Consider the following 16,380-nt stretch of genomic DNA (forward strand, 5'->3'; position numbering starts at 1 on the left):
CACGGTCGTCCAGGTCCGTCTAGACCTGTTGTTAGCACTCGGGTTAGCAAGATCATTGGATTGGGTACTCGTGAGGGAGGGGGTCACGTACCTTGTCGACGCACCGCTTACTGCTTGCGCCGAACTTGGCGAAGTTTCGCCGTCCCTGGGTGAGGCTCAGTCCGTAGTTGGGACCACTGCGAACCTCGTCGGCGTCATGCTCATCCTGGCCGTCGTCCTCCCAGAAGCACACCGGGCAGATCTCGTGCATGCCCCGCTCCTCAAGAGTGAGGAACCCGCAGCACGGACACGGATACAGCTCGTCGCCCTTACGACGCACGATGTTCATGAACGTCACCACCGCACGGTAACGCACCTGTCCATCTGCCCCTGGATCCGCACTGAGCGGACTACATTGCAGATCACCTCGCGGCAGTCCGGTCAGCCTTCGCCGTGCATGATCTCCATCGCTTGGAGCACGTCCGTGACGACGTGGTCCGCCTCGTGCTCCTGATTGGGCCCGTTCCGCCGGTCGACCCAGAGCCGTACGCACGCCGGCGGCCCGTCCCCCACCGATGTCCTTGATGAGATCGTCACCACCCATCCATCCACCGGCGGCCAGGGTCGAAGAGCGCGAGCCTCTGCACGACCACCACCCCACGGGCAGAGCGTCTTCTCAGCCGGTGACGGATGGATACCGGGCCGCCGCGAGGTCGTCGGCGAGATCCTTGATGGTGAGGTCGACATTCAGTGTGGTGACCACCGCCTGTGTCAGCGGGCGGAGCGCGTAGACGTGCCGCACCGCGTCCAGGTCCACCGGAATCTCGTAGTAGTCCTCGGCGAACCGCCGGAACGCCTCCGGAGACGGATCGGTGAGCCGCGCGAATAGGTATGACGCCCCGTCGGGGTCGCTCGCGCCGTCAGGGTAGTCGATCTCTCCCACCCGCCAGCAGTCGTCACCGGTCCCGCGCCACAGGCAGGCAGTCAGGACCGGCATCCCGTCCTCGTCGCAGAACGCGGGCTCGGCCACGCAGTGCCGAAAGACCTCGGGAACCGAGTCGAGCACCCCCGGCCACGGCCCGTCGTTGTTGTACGGGCTCATCGCCGCCTCGTGGTCGAAGCCGCGGATGTAGGCGCCCGCTGCCGAGAAGACGATGGAGTACTCATCTCCGGAACTGTTGCGCATCGAGGCCATCTCCTCCCCGGGACCCCACCCTGCGTCGAAGCAGTGGTAGCGGCTCTCCCACCCCGGGCTGAGGATGGCCTCCAGCACCGCCATGGACCGGCACAGGTCACGGAGCACCGGAACATCGGGCAACAGCCGGGCCACGTCGTGAGCGGACATGCTCTCCATCCAACCGCGCACGGTAGCGTGATCCGGCGCTTCTCCGACCGACCGGAACAACCGGCTTCCAAGTCAGGACGGACCTTCCGCTTTTCAGGCGGAACAATCGCCCTGCCCTCGATCTAGAGACCGTGGTCAGAGGATGGTGGACGGCTGCCGCCGGATGCTCTTGGTGGCCGACGTTGCTGTCACCGCTGCTGTCATCATGAGCTGCCGCCCTCGCTGCTTGCCAGCAAGATCTCAATAGCTTGAAGTGCGTCCGTGACCACGTGATCGGCCTGGTGGTCGGCGTCGGGCCAAGTGCCTCGGTCGATCCAGATTGTTCGCAAACCTGCGGCACGTCCGCCGGCTATGTCGGCGGTTAGGTTGTCGCCGATCATCCATCCGCCCTCGGCGAGAGTCACGCCGCAACGCTTGGCCGCGATCTCGAACAGGCCGACGTCGGGCTTGCGAATGCCCTCCAGCCCCGACAGCGCATAGGCGTCGACGGCCTCGGCCAACCCTGTCTGCTGGATCTTCCCAAGCTGGTTGTCCGCCGTCCCGTTGGTGACGATCGCGACTTGCCACCCAGTCACGCGCAGCCGAACCAGGCCGTCCAGCACCTCGGGCCGACAGCGCACGAGATACGGCATCCGCCTCCGATAGCTGCCCCACAACTCCTCGACGGAGTTAGGTAGGGCGAAACGCTCGCGAACCTTGCGGAAGAACACCTCTCGGTGTGGGTAACCGTCCCGGTCAAGACGGATCAGCCAGTCAATGCCCTCGCGTCCCAAGCCATGCTCCTCGGCAAACTTCTCAACCCACACTCGGAACGCCACATCGAGATCCACAAGGGTGTTGTCCAGATCGAATAGCGCAAGCCGCTGCACGACCCCTACTCCTAGTTAGCCCTCTCGTAAACGCTGCTGTTACTTGCGGGCCGCAATGAGACACACAGGCAGCGCCAGCGATGTCAAGGGAGAGGGGTTGTACCAGAAGCGCTCATCGGCCATAGATGAAGTGTCATCGTCTATGCTGATGCGCCAACAAGCGAGACGCCAAGATTAGCCACCTGCTCTCGCAGCTCGGCCCTTTCTTTGAGCAGGTCTGCCATCAGGTGAGAGATGGCAGTCCGAACCTCCTGGCTACGGGGAACAGGAAGTACAACTTCCTCCAGGCGCCGCCCCAAAGTATCGATGACATCTCGCGTAAATTGGCTTGTTGCGCATTTGTCTCCCGCAGACTTCTGTGTTCAAGAGTGCGAGAAGTAGGTACGGATCGACTACCCTCTTATCCTTCACCCTAATCCTATAGATGCCGCCACTATAGAGCATTTGACAATCCGCCGGCATGACCATACTGCTCGTACCTACAAGATAGGTACCGTCTCGGACGAGGAGAATATCTTCGGGTTGTGCGGACTGCTTGTCCTTATATGCTTGATAGGTCGCTTGCGACACACGTTGCTTGGGGTCGTACTTCAATTCCCAATTACCAAGGTCGCTTGTGCGCACGAACGAGACATCTCCACCGCCGTAGGCAAGCTTTCCAACCTCGTCGCCGGTCTCAAGCTCGATGACGCCTAACGAGACAAGTTCCTTGATGCTGATCAGGTCGCAATTTGCTTCCATCAGCCTAAGAGTGGTAGCTGCCTCGGGATCGTAATACTTGGGTAGGAGAATGTTATTTATAGCACTCGAAGCCTTGAGAGTGAAGGCTTCGAAAGCGTATCGAGTACCGAGAAAGTTAGTCACGCTGTGCGCATCCAAAACTCCGGTGCCTGCTTAACCAACTCTACTAGCTCTGAACCTGTCATTCCAACAATGAGAGCACGGTCTAGTTCTCTGCGAAGTGTCGCTAGCTTCACTCTAGCCTGGGCGCGCCTATCAAATATATCAGCGGCATGAAGATCGCCCTGACCGGGTGACCAAGGAAGCGAAAAAGGGCCTCGGATTTCCGGGGCCCTTTCTTGTATGACGTCTAGTCGTGGAGGTCTCTCCGATTAAGGGCATTCAATGTCGTCGTCTGCTGCTATCGGGCAGACCACTAGGGACCTCGCGGGGGTTGCTGTCCTCGCCGATCGGGTAGTCACGCTTGAGGTTCGGCACAGGCGTGCTACGCCAGGTCGTCTCGGCCGATTCTGCGACCATCGTTGGTGGCCGCAACCTCTCTCGTTCCTCACTCTTCGCAAACTGAAGGAGTAGGCGCACGGCATCTGATTCGTCTCTCGCACCTGTCATCATCTGAGCTGCCTTAATAACCGCCTTGTGCAGCGCGAGGAGACGATCAGCCTGGCGAGGAAGGTCCAGACCAACTTTCATCGCATCGGGTGTGCGGTCAAACGACAGCAGTACCTGATCCGAGTAATCGAACTCAATGAAGACGCTGATGGCAGGCCATAGTGGTCCCCTAGGCGGGGAGGTGGCCTCGGGCCGACTATCCGACATGCGCAGACTCTGAAACCCCCGCAAGGAAAGCGGTAGATCCTAGTCCCGTTCGCAGATCACAAGTGACAGCGGGAGCAACTTTCGCAGTTTCACGACGCACCCCTTCATGATCTTGTACTACTAGTACGTGATCTCTCAAGAGTCCGGCGAGATGCTCAGGAAAGCTCGCCTAGCAAAGGGTCTGCAGCAACACGACATCGCTCGGCAGGTGGGGGTATCCCAACCGAAGGTGTCTGAGTGGGAACGGGGCGTGAAAACTCCCGAGAGCCACCATGTGCGGAAGCTTATAGAGTTGCTGGAGATCCCAGTTGGCGACTACTTCGACATGTTAACGCAGGTAGCCGATCCAGTGGAAAGAGCGATCGCCAAGTCGGAGCTAAGCCGCAGCGAACAGGATGTCTTGCTGACGCTATATAGCCACTTCGCCGGCCGCCCATCCTTGGACAACGTCCAGATGCTACGCCTTCCCAGTGAGGATGCGTCCCGGGGAACTGGGACGGACTGATCAGTTGAGCACGGGCCCGGAAGGTCCCAAGGCCCGTGCTCTCATAGGGCGCGACCTGCGAGAACACGCGCTGCATCATTCCGCGCATATTCCGCAGACAGCGGCCGAGGGCTGCTCAGGGTGGCGTACGGCTGCGCATGGCTGGAACGAGCAACGGCGTCTGAACCGAGCGAATCCGCTGGTCAGACGCCGTTTTGGCTGGTTGAGCGGAGAGCGTGGGATTCGAACCCACGAGACCGGTCACCCGGCCTAGCGGTTTTCAAGACCGCCGCCATCGTCCACTAGGCGAGCTCTCCCGGGCGCCCCATGCCAGAGCGCCACGCAGCAGCCTAGTCTCTCACTCTCCCGTAGGTGACCGCGAACGCAAAAGAGATCATTTCGCCTCGACGTCTCGCCTACAGATGATCCGGGATCTCCGAGAACCTGGGCTCGGCCAGCGCGTGCGGCCCGGCGAAGCCGTCGCCCACCGAGGCCGCCAGTCGGAGGTAGGCGTCCCTGGTGGCCTGCTGGAGGCGATCCAGGTCGATCTCCGCGCCCTCTTCCAGGTGGGCGTCGTACGGCACGCGGACGACGGTGCGGCAGCGGGCGGCGAAGTGCGCCTCAAGCTTGTCGAGGTCCACGGTGGACTTCGACCGGGGCCGTACGCTGCACAGCACCACGGTTGCGGCCCGGACGAGGTCGCCGTAGTGATGCGCCTCCAACCAGTCCAGCGTGGCCGAGGCCGCCCGGGCCCCGTCCACGGACGGCGAGCTGACCAGCACTATCTGATCCGCCATGCCGAGCACGCCCGACATGGCGGAGTGCAGGAGGCCGGTGCCGCAGTCGGTGATGCAGATGGAGTAGAAGTTCTCCAGCACCTGCGCCACCGCGTGGTAGTCCTTGGCGCTGAACGCCTCCGACACCGACGGGTCGCGGTCCGACGCCAGGATCTCCAGCCGCGAGGTCGTCTGCGAGGTGAAGGCGCGGATGTCCACGTATCGCTTGATCTGCGCGCGCTCGTTCAGCAGGTCGCGTACGGTGGCCGCGGTCTCCAACTCGACCTTATCGGAGAGCGTTCCACGATCGGGGTTGGCGTCGACGGCGATGACACGGTCGCCGCGCACCTGCGCGAGCGTGGCGCCGAGGCCGACGGTCGTCGTGGTCTTGCCCACCCCGCCCTTGAGGCTGAGCACGGCAACTCGGTGGTGACCGGTGGCGACGGGCGTGCGGGCGCGCTGCACGAGTTCACGGCGCCGCCGCACCTCCGGGGCCTCGCCCGGCTTGATCAGCCCGGCGGACGCCTTGTAGACCAGCCGCCGCCAGCCCGTCGCGGGAGTGTTGCGCCGCCCCCTCAGCAGGGTGCCCGGATCGAGACTGTCGGCGGTCGGCTTGGAGCCGGCCGACTTCCCCGTCGTACGCGCGGGCGAGCTGAAGGCGGAGACGGGAGCCGGTCGGCGCGGGGGCTGGTACGCCTCCCGCTCCGCCACCGCGTCCCGCTCCACGGCCGCGGCCTCGACCGGTGCGTGGCTCGGCGCCGAGGCGCGCTCGGGTGCGGGTGCAGGCGCGGGTGCGGGTGCGGGCGGTGGCGTCGGCGCCGCGACCGGACCCGGCTCGTACGGCTTCCGCTCCTCGGCGGCCAGGTCCTCCCGCAGGGAGCCGGTGAAGCGGTCGTCCGTGAAGTCCGGCGCGGCCTCGGCCCGTGGGGTGGCGAACGGAGACGGGCTCTGCGGCGGCGCGGGCGGCTCCTCCGGCTCGGCAGAAGCGGCGGGAACGGCAGGAGTCGCGGGGGCGGCAGGAGCCGCAGAAGCCGCGGGAGCGGCGGGAGCACCGGGTTCCTGCTGCGCGGCCGGCACCGGCACGGCCGGCTCAAGCCAGCCCCGCAGCGACTCCGTCGCCGAGGACGAATCGCCGGGCGCCGGGGAGACGAAGGGCTTGGCCGACTCGCTGCCCGAGAACGCGCCGATGTTCTTGTAGGCGTCGGTGTCCGCCGGGGAGCCGGGGAAGGCGCCGCTGTCGAAAGACTGCTCGCCGAACAGGGGGGTGGTGAAGGACGAGGAACCGCTCAGGCCGCCCGACGGCGGGGTGGAGCGGCCGTCGTCCTCCGTGGGCTCCTGGTCATCGCCGGGTGTCTCCGGCGTCGCGTCGGAGGCCGCCTCGGCGGACTCCGGTCCCGCTCCGGAAGAGGAGCCGAAAGACCCCGGGAAGGACGGCTCCGACGCCGTCCCAAAAGACGAACCGAGGGACGAACCGGAAGGCGAACCGAACGACGGGGCGCTCACCGGCCCGGTCGACGTGGCGGGCTCCGCACCCCTCGTCTCCGGCGGTGTGCCGAACGCGGCGGGCGACTCGGCCGACGGCGTGTCCTCACGCTGTTCCGGCGGCGAGGACTCGGGCCTGGTCACGAAGGCCGTGGTCTCGCCGAAGGCCGCGGTTTCACCGAAGGCCGTCGTCCCGCCGAAGGCGGTCGTCTCACCGAAGGCCGTCGTGTCATTCACGTTCGCCGTGTCGCCGAAGCTCGTCTCGCCGTAGGCCGAGTCGGCGCCATAGCCGGACCCAAATCCGGACTTTTCCCCGCTTTCATACCCAAACCTCTCCGAATAGCCAGCATCGAAGAGGGGGTCGCGGATGGGGCCGGTGGACGACGACTCGGATGTCTGCGCGTCCTCCCGTGCCGGGGCGCCGTACGCGGAGCCGGCCGCGCTGTCACCCGCGCCGCCAAGCAGACCCTCGCCCGCACCGCGAAGCAGGCCGCCGGAGGCGGACTCGGACGGGACGAGGCTCCAGGGGTCGGTGGGGTACGGCGAAGTGGGCTCAGGCTCGGCGGGCGGTGGCTGTGGAGAGGCGAGCGTCGCGGAGGTGACCGCGCTGACCGCTATCTCCACCTCGTCGGGCATTTCCTTGATCGCGTCAAGCCATGCCAGCTGGTCCTCGAGAGAATGGGGATCCTCACGATCATGTCTCGCCACCGTGTACCCCCTCGGGCTGAGCTAATGGGGTAGCAAACACATTGCAGATTAGCGCCACGTAATACCGTGAATGCGGGCAACCGCCGAGTTCTCCGCCACGCTACTTTAGGTCACATGCGTGCGATCGTGATTTCCGAACCTGGCGGACCTGAGGTTTTGGCCTGGCAGGAAGTGCCCGACCCGCGTCCCGCCGCAGGTGAGGTCGTCATCGAGGTCACCGCCTCGGCCGTCAATCGGGCGGACCTGCTCCAGCGCCGCGGCCTCTACCCGCCGCCGCCGGGAGCCTCCGAGATCCCCGGGCTCGAATGCTCCGGGACGATCATCGAGGTCGGCGAGAACGTCCCACGTCTCGCGCCCGGCGACCGGGTCTGCGCCCTGCTGGCCGGCGGCGGATACGCCGAGCGCGTGGCGGTCCCCTGGCAGCAGGTGATGCCGGCGCCGGAGGGAATCCCGCTGGACGAGGCCGCCGGTCTGCCCGAGGTCGCCTGCACGGTGTGGTCGAACGTCTTCATGACGGCCCGCCTTCGCAAGGGCGAGACCCTGCTCGTGCACGGCGGCGCGAGCGGCATCGGCACGCTGGCCGTCCAGCTCGCCAAGGCGTACGGCTCGCGCGTGCTCGTGACGGCCGGCTCCGCGGACAAGCTCGCGCGCTGCCGCGAACTCGGCGCGGACGAGGGCGTGAACTACCGCGAGGAGGACTTCGCCGAACGGTTCGAGGGCCGGGCCGACGTCATCCTCGACATCATCGGCGCGAAGTACCTGCCCGGGAACCTTCGCGCCCTCGCCACCGGCGGCCGCCTGGTCGTCATTGGCATGCAGGGCGGCGCGAAGGGCGAGCTCGACCTCGGCGCGCTGCTCGCCAAGCGGGCCTCGGTCCACGCGGCCGGGCTGCGCAACCGCCCGGCGGACGACAAGGGCGTGGTCTGCCGGGGTGTGGTGGACAACGTGTGGCCGCTCGTCACCGCCGGAGCCGTACGGCCCGTGGTGCACGAGCGGATCCCCCTCGACCAGGCCGCCCGGGCCCACCGGATGCTCGAAGAGGGTGAACACATCGGAAAGCTCTTGCTGGTCAGGTGAGTTAAGTTGATGGGGTGAGCACGGTGTGCCCCGGCGAATCAGGAGTTGTAAGCGATCGATGAACGCAGACGAGAGCACGCCGCAGATCGTGGTCGTGGGGCCGCAGGGCCTTTCGGCCTCCGGCGGCAACGGTAAGGGCGAGCACGAGGAGCGGTCCGTCGCCGACCTGGTGGAGCAGCCCGCCAAGGTGATGCGGATCGGCAGCATGATCCGCCAGCTGTTGGAGGAGGTGCGGGCGGCTCCCCTCGACGACGCCAGCCGCAAGCGGCTCAAGGACATCCACCAGAGCTCCATCAAGGAGCTTGAGGAGGGCCTGGCCCCCGAGCTGGTGGAGGAGCTGGAACGGCTGACCCTGCCGTTCAACGACGAGAGCGCGACCCCGCCGAGCGACGCGGAGCTGAGAGTCGCGCACGCCCAGCTCGTCGGCTGGCTGGAGGGCCTGTTCCACGGCATCCAGACCACGCTGTTCGCCCAGCAGATGGCCGCCCGGGCGCAGCTGGAGCAGATGCGCCGCGCACTCCCCGGCGGCATGACCCAAGCCTCACAGGACGATCAGGGCCACCGCGCGGGTGGCCCCTACTTGTAAACCCCGCTCCCCGCCGACTCAGAACAGGGTCTCGAGCACGACCGCCACACCGTCGTCGTTGTTGGCCGCCGTCACGTGATCGACGGCGGCCAGCACGTCGGGATGGGCGTTCGCCATGGCGTACGACGTGCCGGCCCAGGTCAGCATCGGCAGGTCGTTCGGCATGTCGCCGAAGGCGACGACCTCCGCGGGCTTGATCCCCCGCTCCTCGGCAAACGTCGCCAGCGCGGTGGCCTTCGTCACGCCGTACGCGCTCATCTCGACCAGTGCCCGCCCGCTGGAGTGGGTCGGGGTCACGATGTCGCCGACGATCTCCAGCACTCCGCGGTGCAACTCGTCCGGGTCCATCGACGGATGCTGCGCGAGCAGCTTGGCGCACGGCCGGGATGTCAGCGCCGCTATGGCCGCCATCCGCCCGTAGGCCAGCTCCCGGGCGTCCCAGCGCCCCAGCGGGTAGTCGGACTCGTGCGCGAAGCCTCCCTCGTACTCCACCGAGAATCTGAGGCCGGGCACATGCCGCCGCAGCCGGGCGACGCACTCTTCGAGCACGTCGGCGTCGATCAGGCGCGAGTCGACGATCTCCTCGGTGTGGAGGTCGTACATGAGCGCGCCGTTCGCGCAGATGGCGAGCCCGCGGTGCCGTACGGCTCCCGCGACGGTGTGCATCCACCGGGGCGGCCGCCCGGTCACGAAGACGAGGGTGCCGCCGACCTCCTCCACCCGGGCGAAAGCGGCGGCGGTACGTGGGGAGACCGTTCCGTCGGTGCGCAGAGCGGTGCCGTCGAGGTCCGTGGCGACGAGTCGGGGACAAGTCATGACAGGTTCCAGTGTGCACCGAGATGGGCGATGCCACACGCACTGCCACACCCACGGCCACAACCACCGTCACGCCCACGGCCACAACCACCGTCGTACCCCGCCGCACCCGGCCACCCGACGCATACCGCCACGGCCACATCCGCCGCCATACCCCGGCCACACGGACGCCTACGGCCACCGCCACACCGGCTGCCACACCCACACCGGTGGCCACATCGGCGGCGAGAAATCTCCCCCGGACATGGAACACCAACGGGCTACATAGTGTTAGATATGAAGGCGTTGTATTAGCTGTTCCCGTAGCGAAAACCAGTTTGACTGTATGAGCCACCCGGGGAGCTGTGCGACACACCCGGGGTCCACGAGGTGTGGTCCCCAAGATTCACTTCCTTAGGGAGAGCAGTAATGGCTCAGGGAACTGTCAAGTGGTTCAACGCTGAGAAGGGCTTCGGCTTCATCGCACCGGACGGCGGCGAGCCCGACGTGTTCGTGCACTTCTCCGCGATCACTGGCAGCGGCTACCGCAACCTCGAGGACGGCCAGCGGGTCGAGTTCGAGGTCATCGCCGGTCCGAAGGGTCCGCAGGCGTCGAACGTCCGCGGTCTGTGACCTGACGTAACGGAGGCGGGGTTCGCGGTGGCGAGCCCCGCCTTTCGCATGTCCGGGGCCATCCGGCCGTAAGCATGGGGCTGACCCGTGGAAGACCCTCGCGCATGAAAGTTTCACGCACGGAGCCCTTCTCGCACTCGGATGCCGTCCGAACCGAGAGATTTAAATCACACCTGACGGCACCGTGCCATCAAAGGTGCAGATTGCACTTTCGCCGGACATCTGAGGCAATCGATGCCCGCCCGGCACTGCCGCCGAAACCCGCCACAGAGCGTGAGACGCGAAGACCTCCGGACGTGGTGGGCGGCACCACGCCGGAGGTCTCCTCGATCAGGGCCGGTGGATCTACCGGGACAGCGGCTCCAGGACGTCGAGCCCCACGTACGGCCGCAGCGCCTTCGGCACGACCACCGAGCCGTCGGCCTGCTGGTGGTTCTCCAGGATCGCCACGATCCAGCGGGTGGTGGCGAGCGTGCCGTTGAGCGTCGCCACGTGGTGCGGCTTGCCGTCCTCGTCCTTGTAGCGCACCTTGAGGCGGCGGGCCTGGTAGTCGGTGCAGTTGGAGGTCGAGGTGAGCTCGCGGTAGCGGCCCTGCGTGGGCACCCAGCCCTCGCAGTCGTACTTGCGCGCCGCCGACGAGCCGAGGTCGCCGCCCGCGACGTCGATCACGCGGTAGGGGATCTCGACCTTCTCCAGCATCTCCTTCTCCCACGCGAGGAGCCGCAGGTGCTCCTCGTGCGCGTCCTCAGGACGGCAGTAGGAGAACATCTCCACCTTGTCGAACTGGTGGACGCGGATGATGCCCCGGGTGTCCTTGCCGTACGACCCGGCCTCGCGCCGGAAGCAGGACGACCAGCCGGCGTACCGCATCGGCAGCGACGCCCGGTCGAGGATCTCGTCGGAGTGGTAGGCCGCCAGCGGCACCTCGCTGGTGCCGACCAGGTAGAGGTCGTCGGCCTCCAGCCGGTAGACCTCGCTCGCGTGGGCGCCGAGGAAGCCGGTGCCGGCCATCGCCTCGGGCTTGACCAGCACGGGCGTGATCATCGGGGTGAAGCCGGCCTCGACGGCCTGCTGGATCGCCATGTTCAGCAGCCCGAGCTGGAGCCGCGCACCGACGCCCTTGAGGAAGAAGAACCGGGCCCCGGAAACCTTGGCCCCGCGCTCGGTGTCGATCGCGCCGAGCCGCTCGCCCAGCTCGACGTGGTCGCGGGGCTCGAAGTCGAAGACCGGCTTCTCGCCGACCTCCTCCAGCACCACGTAGTCGTCCTCGCCGCCGGGAGGCGCGCCCTCCTCGACGAAGTTCGGCACGGTCATGAGCAGCTCGTCGAGCTCGCTCGCCAGCGCGGCGGCCTCGGTCTCGGCCGCCTTCACCTGCGCGGCCAGCTCCTTCGCGCGGTCGAGCAGCGTCTGGCGCTCGTCTCCGGACGCGCGGGACACCGACTTGCCGATGCTCTTCTGCTCTGCGCGCAGCGACTCGAAGGTGTTGAGCGCGGCACGGCGGCGCTCGTCGAGCGACAGCAGGGTCTCCACGACCGAGTAGTCCTCGCCGCGGACGCGCTGCGACGCCCGGAGCCGGTCAGGGTCCTCACGAAGGGTTCGCAGGTCAATCACGGCTCAAAGGCTACCGGAGCCGGTGCGGCTCCCGCCCGTCAAGCGAGGCCGGCGCGGATCTTTCCGAGCCATTCGGCGGCCTCGGCGAAGTCCGGGTCGGCCGTACCCTCCTTGATCTGCGTCGCGACCCGGTCGGCCCGCGGATAGCTGCCGAGAAAACGCAGATCGTCGCAGAGCCGGTGGAGCCCGGCGACGGCCTCCCCGACCCGGGCGTCGGCGATGTGCCCCTCGAAGTCGAAGTGGAAGAAGTAGCGGCCGATGCCGTCGCCGGTAGGACGCGACTCGATGCGGGTCAGGTTGACCCCGCGCACCGCGAACTCGCTCAGCATCTCCAGCAGCGCGCCCGGGTGGTCGTCGCGCAGGAAGGCCACGAGCGAGGTGCGGTCGGCGCCGGTCGGCTCGGGCAGCCGCCCGGGGCGGTTCACCTTGATGAACCGGGTGACGGTGTCGGAGCGGTCGCCGATGTCCGAGGCGATCGCGTCGAGCCCGTAGTACTCCCCGGCGATGGCCGGGCTGATCGCCGCGTCGTACGGAGACCCGGGAGAGGCGACCTCCTGCGCGGCGGCGGCCGTCGACGAGGCCGCGATCACCACGGCGCCGGGCATCTCGCGCTCGATGAACCCGCGGCACTGGGTGTGGGCCGCCGGGTGGGTGAGGACCCGCTTGATCTGGGCCAGCTCGGTGCCGGGCCGCACCAGCAGGGAGAACTCGACCGGAAGCAGCCACTCGCCGGTGATGTGGAGCGCCCTCCCCCCGGCCAGCTCGTCGAGGGTCTGCGTGATCGCCCCCTCCACCGAGTTCTCCAGCGGGACCACCGCGCCGTCCGCCTCTCCGTCGCGGGCGGCGTCGAGCGCGGCTCCGACGTTGGCGCAGGGCAGGCGCTCGGCATCGGGCTCCAGGAGCCGCAGGGCCGCCTCACAGAAGGTGCCCTGGGGCCCCAGGTACGCGAGCTTCGACATGCCCCAAGGGTATCCGCAGGTAGGTGTGGCCTGCGTGCGGAGACACCCCTGTGCCCGACCGGCTTCCGCCGGTGAACCGGCCGGCCCCGCTCAGCCGTCGGCCCCGCCCAGCCGGGGAGGCATAGGCCCGGCTCGGCCGGGGAGGCATAGGCCCAGCTCGGCCGGGGAGATGTCGCGGCTCAGCCGGGGAGGCGTTGCGGCTCGACCTCGGGCCCGATGCCGAGCCTGGCGGCCCGCACGGCGTGCTCCTCCTCCGGCGACAGCGGCTGCAGCCCCTTCCCGCCGCGTACGGCCCGGGCGTACGTGCGGGTCTCGGTGCGCCCGTTGATCGACGTCAGCACGACGCCGTCGCCGAAGCCGTTGATGAGCGCGAGCGAGAACGACAGCCTGCCGGTCATCTCGTCGAGCGCCTCATACCGATACAGCGCCACGTCGCGGATCGCCCTGCTGTCCACCGGGCCCTCGACGGCGGCCCGCCGATCCAGGGCGTCTAGGCACACTCGCACGGAACGGCGGGCGGCGCGCAGCGCGATCAGGCCGACGGCCACGCCGGTCACCCCCGCCAGGACACCGGCCATCTCCACAACGGTAACCAGCACGGCACTGAGCGTAATGACTTGGTCAAGTGGCCGCAGCGGGAACGGCGACAGCGGCCCGCCGCCGAGGCAACCAGGTGCCGAGGAGCCAGACGAGGCCGATGGCGCCGAGTCCGAACGCGTTCTGCACGATCTTGCCCGCGACCGGGCTGAGCACGGGGATCTCCAGCGCCTTGAGCGTCACTCCCCACCACGGGATGGGCAGCACGTAGTAGAGCCACACACCCGCCGCGACCAGCAGCCGGACCGGGTCGCGACCGGAGCCGGCGAGGGCCGCGAGGACGACCACGACCCAGGCGATGTGGTGGATCCAGGCCACCGGCGACAGCAGCACCGCCATCAGCCCGGTCAGCGCCACCGCGGTCGTCACATCACCGTCCAGGTACGCCCGCCGGGCGCGGCGGAAGCCGTACCAGCCGATCACGGCGACGGCGGCGAGCCAGAGCACCGTGGTCAGCCAATCGGGCAGGTAGAGCCTGAGCAGCATGCCACGCAGCGACTGGTTGGTGGTGGCGGCGTTCGCGCCGAGGCGCTCGGAGTCGAGCAGCGCCCCGAACCAGAAGTCCCGGGCGTCGTCGAAGATCACCAGGAACGGCAGCAGCGTGAGCAGGGCCGCCGTGAACACCGCCATGAAGAAGGCACGCCGCTGTCCTGCGCTGCCGTGACGCTGCCTTGTATCCCCCTCCCGGGCGGGGAAGGCGGTGATCGCCAGGTAGACGAGGAACACGCCGGGCGTGAGCTTCACCGCCGTGGCGAGGCCGATGAGCATCCCGCGCGGCCACCACGGCCTGCGGGCCACGCAGTCGAGCAGGCACAACGCCAGGAGGAACAGGTCCACCTGGCCGAACCTGAACTGGTCCCTGATCGGCATGAGATAGGTGCACGCGGCGCACAGCACGGCGAACAGCAGCGGCGCGGCCAGGACGCCGCGCACCCCGTCCAGGAGAGCCCGGAAGGCGTGCCGGACCGTCACGGCGAGGACGGCGACGATGGCGACCGTCCACACCCACTGCGCGACCGGCCACGACATCATGGCGAGCGGCACCGCCAGCATCGCGGCCACCGGCGGATAGGTGAACGGCAGCAGCTGGGGAGCCGGCGTGATCACGTCGTAGACGGGCAGACCCCGCAGCAGCGCCCAGCCGCCCGTACGGTAGACGTCCAGGTCCACCAGACGCTGGTCCTCGGGGTTGGTCAGCCAGTAGGCGATCAGCGGCGACGCCGCGGCGGCCAGCGCCACCAGGGCGAGCGCCCACGCCCAGGCGGGCCGGCGGCCCCCGGCGATGCGGCCAGTCGTCATGACCAGGCAGGCTACCGTGGACCGTGTCCGCACCGTTATCGATCATGAGGGAGCGCGGGACAGTGCCACCTGGATCAGCCCCGGCACAGGGCCCGGCTCGGGGCCCGGCACAGGGCCCGGCTCGGGGCCCGGCACAGGGCCCGGCTCGGGGCCCGGCGGCCCGAGCCGCGGCGAGGCTGTTGGCGTCGATCCTGGTGCTCGTCGTGGCGGCCCTCGTCCTGCCCGCCGCTCCCGCGTCGGCCGCACGGCAGGCGGCCGCGGTGACGGGCCGGGTCGTGGTGATCGGAGTGCCCGGCCTGCGCTGGGACGACCTCGACCCGCGACGGACCCCCGCCCTGTGGGGGCTGGCCGCCCGCGGCTCCGGCGCGTCGCTGTCCACGAGGACGGTCCCTCCCGAGGGGCTGCCGGTGACCTGCCCGGCCGCCGGCTGGCTGACGGTCTCCGCGGGCCAGCGGGCGGGAGCTCCCGGCGCCGGTTGCGGCCCCCTTCCCGAGCCCGTGACCGCCGCCGGCGGCACGGCGACGATCCCGAACTGGTCCGAACTGGTCGCCGTGCAGCAGGCCGGTCCCTTCAAGGCCCGGCTCGGACTCCTCGCCGACACCGTGACCGCCGCCGGGGGAAGGATCGCGGCCGCCGGCCCGGGGGCCGCCCTGGCCGCCGCCGACCGGTCCGGCAGGGTCGCGACGTACGCCGCGACGCCCGCCGCGCTGCCCGACCTCGCGCCGTACGCCCTCGTGGTCGCGGAGGCGGGGGAGATCACCGGGGCCCAGGCCGACGGCCCGGCAGACGACCCGGCCGGTGACCAGGCCGGTGACCCGGCCGGCGACGGGCGCGGGCAGGCGCGGCGGGCGGCCGTGAGCGCCGCCGACCGGACCGTCGCCGAGGTGCTCGCCAAGGTGCCCGCCGGTTCGGCCGTGCTCGTGGCGGGGCTGTCCGACTCCCCCGGCCGCGGCGAGGGCGCCATCGCCCACCTGCACGTCGCGATCGCCGCCGGCGGGCCGTACGGGCACGGGGCGCTGACCGCCTCCTCGACCCGGCAGCGGGCGCTGGTCACGATCACCGACGTCACGACGACGGTCACGCACCTGCTCGGCCTCCCCACTCCCGACGGTGCGGTCGGCAGGCCCTGGTCCGGGGGCGGCGAGGCACCCTCAGCGGCCGAGCTGGCCGACGCCGACCTCGCGAGCCAGGTGCTCAGGGAGGTCAGAGAGCCGTTCTTCATCACGCTGGTCGCCGCGCAACTGCTCTTCTACGGCCTGGCCGCGCTCGTGATCAGGCGCCACCGGCGGATGCCGACGACCACACGGGTCGTCGCCACGGTCAGCGGCGCGCTCCCGGTGTCGATCTTCCTGGCGCAGCTCGTGCCGTGGTGGGGCTTCGCGCACCCGATGCCCGCCCTGCTCGGCACGATCCTGGGCTTCGCCGTCCTGGTGGCCGGGCTCGCGTACGCCGGGCCGTGGCGCCGCCATGTGCTGGGGCCGCCCGCCGTGGTCGCCGGGATCAGCTCGCTCGCGCTCCTCGCCGACGTGGTGACGGGCTCGCGGCTGCAGGTGAACGCGGTGGCCGGCTACGAGCCCGTGACCGGCGGCAGGTTCTACGGCTTCGGCAACATGGCCTTCGCCG

Annotated in this window: 15 protein-coding genes and 1 tRNA gene; 4 read left to right on the top strand and 12 right to left on the bottom strand. The window is 68.6% G+C overall.

Features of this window, described 5'->3' with window-relative positions:
• Positions 1–52: 52 nt before the first annotated feature.
• The 5 genes from ACGFIB_RS07980 to ACGFIB_RS08000 all read right to left on the bottom strand — a co-directional run bounded on the left by ACGFIB_RS07980 (position 53) and on the right by ACGFIB_RS08000 (position 3,057).
• Entirely contained in the window at positions 53–328 is a 276-nt protein-coding gene (locus tag ACGFIB_RS07980; RefSeq protein WP_393370035.1) for a CPCC family cysteine-rich protein, read from the bottom strand.
• Between the two features lie 92 nt (positions 329–420).
• Entirely contained in the window at positions 421–576 is a 156-nt protein-coding gene (locus ACGFIB_RS07985) for a hypothetical protein (protein ID WP_393369493.1), read from the bottom strand.
• A gap of 79 nt (positions 577–655) precedes the next feature.
• A complete protein-coding gene (locus ACGFIB_RS07990; RefSeq protein WP_393369495.1) occupies positions 656–1,324 on the bottom strand; it encodes a hypothetical protein in 669 nt (222 codons plus the stop codon).
• Positions 1,325–1,527: 203 nt separating this feature from the next.
• Positions 1,528–2,193, bottom strand: coding sequence for an HAD family hydrolase (locus tag ACGFIB_RS07995; RefSeq protein ID WP_393369497.1), 666 nt, complete (start codon positions 2,191–2,193; stop codon positions 1,528–1,530).
• A 255-nt stretch (positions 2,194–2,448) separates the two neighbouring features.
• A complete protein-coding gene (locus ACGFIB_RS08000) occupies positions 2,449–3,057 on the bottom strand; it encodes a restriction endonuclease subunit S domain-containing protein (RefSeq protein ID WP_393369499.1) in 609 nt (202 codons plus the stop codon).
• An 844-nt stretch (positions 3,058–3,901) separates the two neighbouring features.
• Between ACGFIB_RS08000 and ACGFIB_RS08005 the strand changes: the two genes are divergently transcribed.
• Positions 3,902–4,255, top strand: a complete 354-nt coding sequence (locus ACGFIB_RS08005; RefSeq protein ID WP_393370038.1) for a helix-turn-helix domain-containing protein — start codon at positions 3,902–3,904, stop codon at positions 4,253–4,255.
• Positions 4,256–4,462: 207 nt separating this feature from the next.
• Here ACGFIB_RS08005 and ACGFIB_RS08010 read toward each other — a convergent pair.
• Together ACGFIB_RS08010 and ACGFIB_RS08015 are read right to left on the bottom strand one after the other, a co-directional pair.
• Positions 4,463–4,551 (bottom strand) — tRNA-Ser (locus tag ACGFIB_RS08010).
• Positions 4,552–4,650: 99 nt separating this feature from the next.
• Positions 4,651–7,128: a nucleotide-binding protein gene (locus ACGFIB_RS08015; protein WP_393369502.1), complete on the bottom strand. Its 2,478-nt coding sequence runs from the start codon at positions 7,126–7,128 to the stop codon at positions 4,651–4,653.
• A 186-nt stretch (positions 7,129–7,314) separates the two neighbouring features.
• On the opposite strand from ACGFIB_RS08015, the gene ACGFIB_RS08020 reads away from it, so the two are divergent.
• Together ACGFIB_RS08020 and ACGFIB_RS08025 are read left to right on the top strand one after the other, a co-directional pair.
• Positions 7,315–8,277, top strand: coding sequence for an NAD(P)H-quinone oxidoreductase (locus ACGFIB_RS08020; RefSeq protein ID WP_393369505.1), 963 nt, complete (start codon positions 7,315–7,317; stop codon positions 8,275–8,277).
• A gap of 58 nt (positions 8,278–8,335) precedes the next feature.
• Positions 8,336–8,863, top strand: a complete 528-nt coding sequence (locus ACGFIB_RS08025; protein ID WP_142567924.1) for a bacterial proteasome activator family protein — start codon at positions 8,336–8,338, stop codon at positions 8,861–8,863.
• 18 nt (positions 8,864–8,881) lie between these two features.
• Here ACGFIB_RS08025 and ACGFIB_RS08030 read toward each other — a convergent pair whose 3' ends face one another.
• Entirely contained in the window at positions 8,882–9,679 is a 798-nt protein-coding gene (locus ACGFIB_RS08030) for an HAD family hydrolase (RefSeq protein WP_357238077.1), read from the bottom strand.
• Positions 9,680–10,087: 408 nt separating this feature from the next.
• Between ACGFIB_RS08030 and ACGFIB_RS08035 the strand changes: the two genes are divergently transcribed.
• Positions 10,088–10,291: a cold-shock protein gene (locus ACGFIB_RS08035; RefSeq protein ID WP_041952879.1), complete on the top strand. Its 204-nt coding sequence runs from the start codon at positions 10,088–10,090 to the stop codon at positions 10,289–10,291.
• 345 nt (positions 10,292–10,636) lie between these two features.
• Here ACGFIB_RS08035 and serS read toward each other — a convergent pair whose 3' ends face one another.
• From serS to ACGFIB_RS08055, 4 genes are all read right to left on the bottom strand, one after another.
• Positions 10,637–11,902, bottom strand: coding sequence for a serine--tRNA ligase (gene serS / locus ACGFIB_RS08040; RefSeq protein WP_142567927.1), 1,266 nt, complete (start codon positions 11,900–11,902; stop codon positions 10,637–10,639).
• A gap of 38 nt (positions 11,903–11,940) precedes the next feature.
• Positions 11,941–12,861, bottom strand: coding sequence for a prephenate dehydratase (pheA, locus tag ACGFIB_RS08045; protein ID WP_142567928.1), 921 nt, complete (start codon positions 12,859–12,861; stop codon positions 11,941–11,943).
• 179 nt (positions 12,862–13,040) lie between these two features.
• Positions 13,041–13,460 (bottom strand): DUF4446 family protein, encoded by a 420-nt coding sequence (locus ACGFIB_RS08050; protein ID WP_142567929.1) that lies wholly within the window; start codon positions 13,458–13,460, stop codon positions 13,041–13,043.
• Positions 13,461–13,482: 22 nt separating this feature from the next.
• Entirely contained in the window at positions 13,483–14,757 is a 1,275-nt protein-coding gene (locus ACGFIB_RS08055; RefSeq protein ID WP_393369510.1) for a glycosyltransferase 87 family protein, read from the bottom strand.
• Positions 14,758–16,380 lie beyond the last annotated feature (1,623 nt).

It is taken from the genome of Microbispora bryophytorum (assembly GCF_043197435.1).
Classification (GTDB): Bacteria; Actinomycetota; Actinomycetes; order Streptosporangiales; family Streptosporangiaceae; genus Microbispora; species Microbispora bryophytorum.

Excerpts from the sequence above, each read along its gene's own strand:
- ACGFIB_RS07980 (WP_393370035.1), bottom strand. The coding sequence starts at position 328 with ATGAACATCGTGCGTCGTAAGGGCGACGAGCTGTATCCGTGTCCGTGC.
- ACGFIB_RS07990 (WP_393369495.1), bottom strand. The coding sequence starts at position 1,324 with ATGTCCGCTCACGACGTGGCCCGGCTGTTGCCCGATGTTCCGGTGCTC.
- ACGFIB_RS08005 (WP_393370038.1), top strand. The coding sequence starts at position 3,902 with ATGCTCAGGAAAGCTCGCCTAGCAAAGGGTCTGCAGCAACACGACATC.
- ACGFIB_RS08015 (WP_393369502.1), bottom strand. The coding sequence starts at position 7,128 with ATGCCCGACGAGGTGGAGATAGCGGTCAGCGCGGTCACCTCCGCGACG.
- ACGFIB_RS08020 (WP_393369505.1), top strand. The coding sequence starts at position 7,315 with ATGCGTGCGATCGTGATTTCCGAACCTGGCGGACCTGAGGTTTTGGCC.
- ACGFIB_RS08025 (WP_142567924.1), top strand. The coding sequence starts at position 8,336 with ATGAACGCAGACGAGAGCACGCCGCAGATCGTGGTCGTGGGGCCGCAG.
- ACGFIB_RS08030 (WP_357238077.1), bottom strand. The coding sequence starts at position 9,679 with ATGACTTGTCCCCGACTCGTCGCCACGGACCTCGACGGCACCGCTCTG.
- ACGFIB_RS08035 (WP_041952879.1), top strand. The coding sequence starts at position 10,088 with ATGGCTCAGGGAACTGTCAAGTGGTTCAACGCTGAGAAGGGCTTCGGC.
- pheA (WP_142567928.1), bottom strand. The coding sequence starts at position 12,861 with ATGTCGAAGCTCGCGTACCTGGGGCCCCAGGGCACCTTCTGTGAGGCG.
- ACGFIB_RS08055 (WP_393369510.1), bottom strand. The coding sequence starts at position 14,757 with ATGACGACTGGCCGCATCGCCGGGGGCCGCCGGCCCGCCTGGGCGTGG.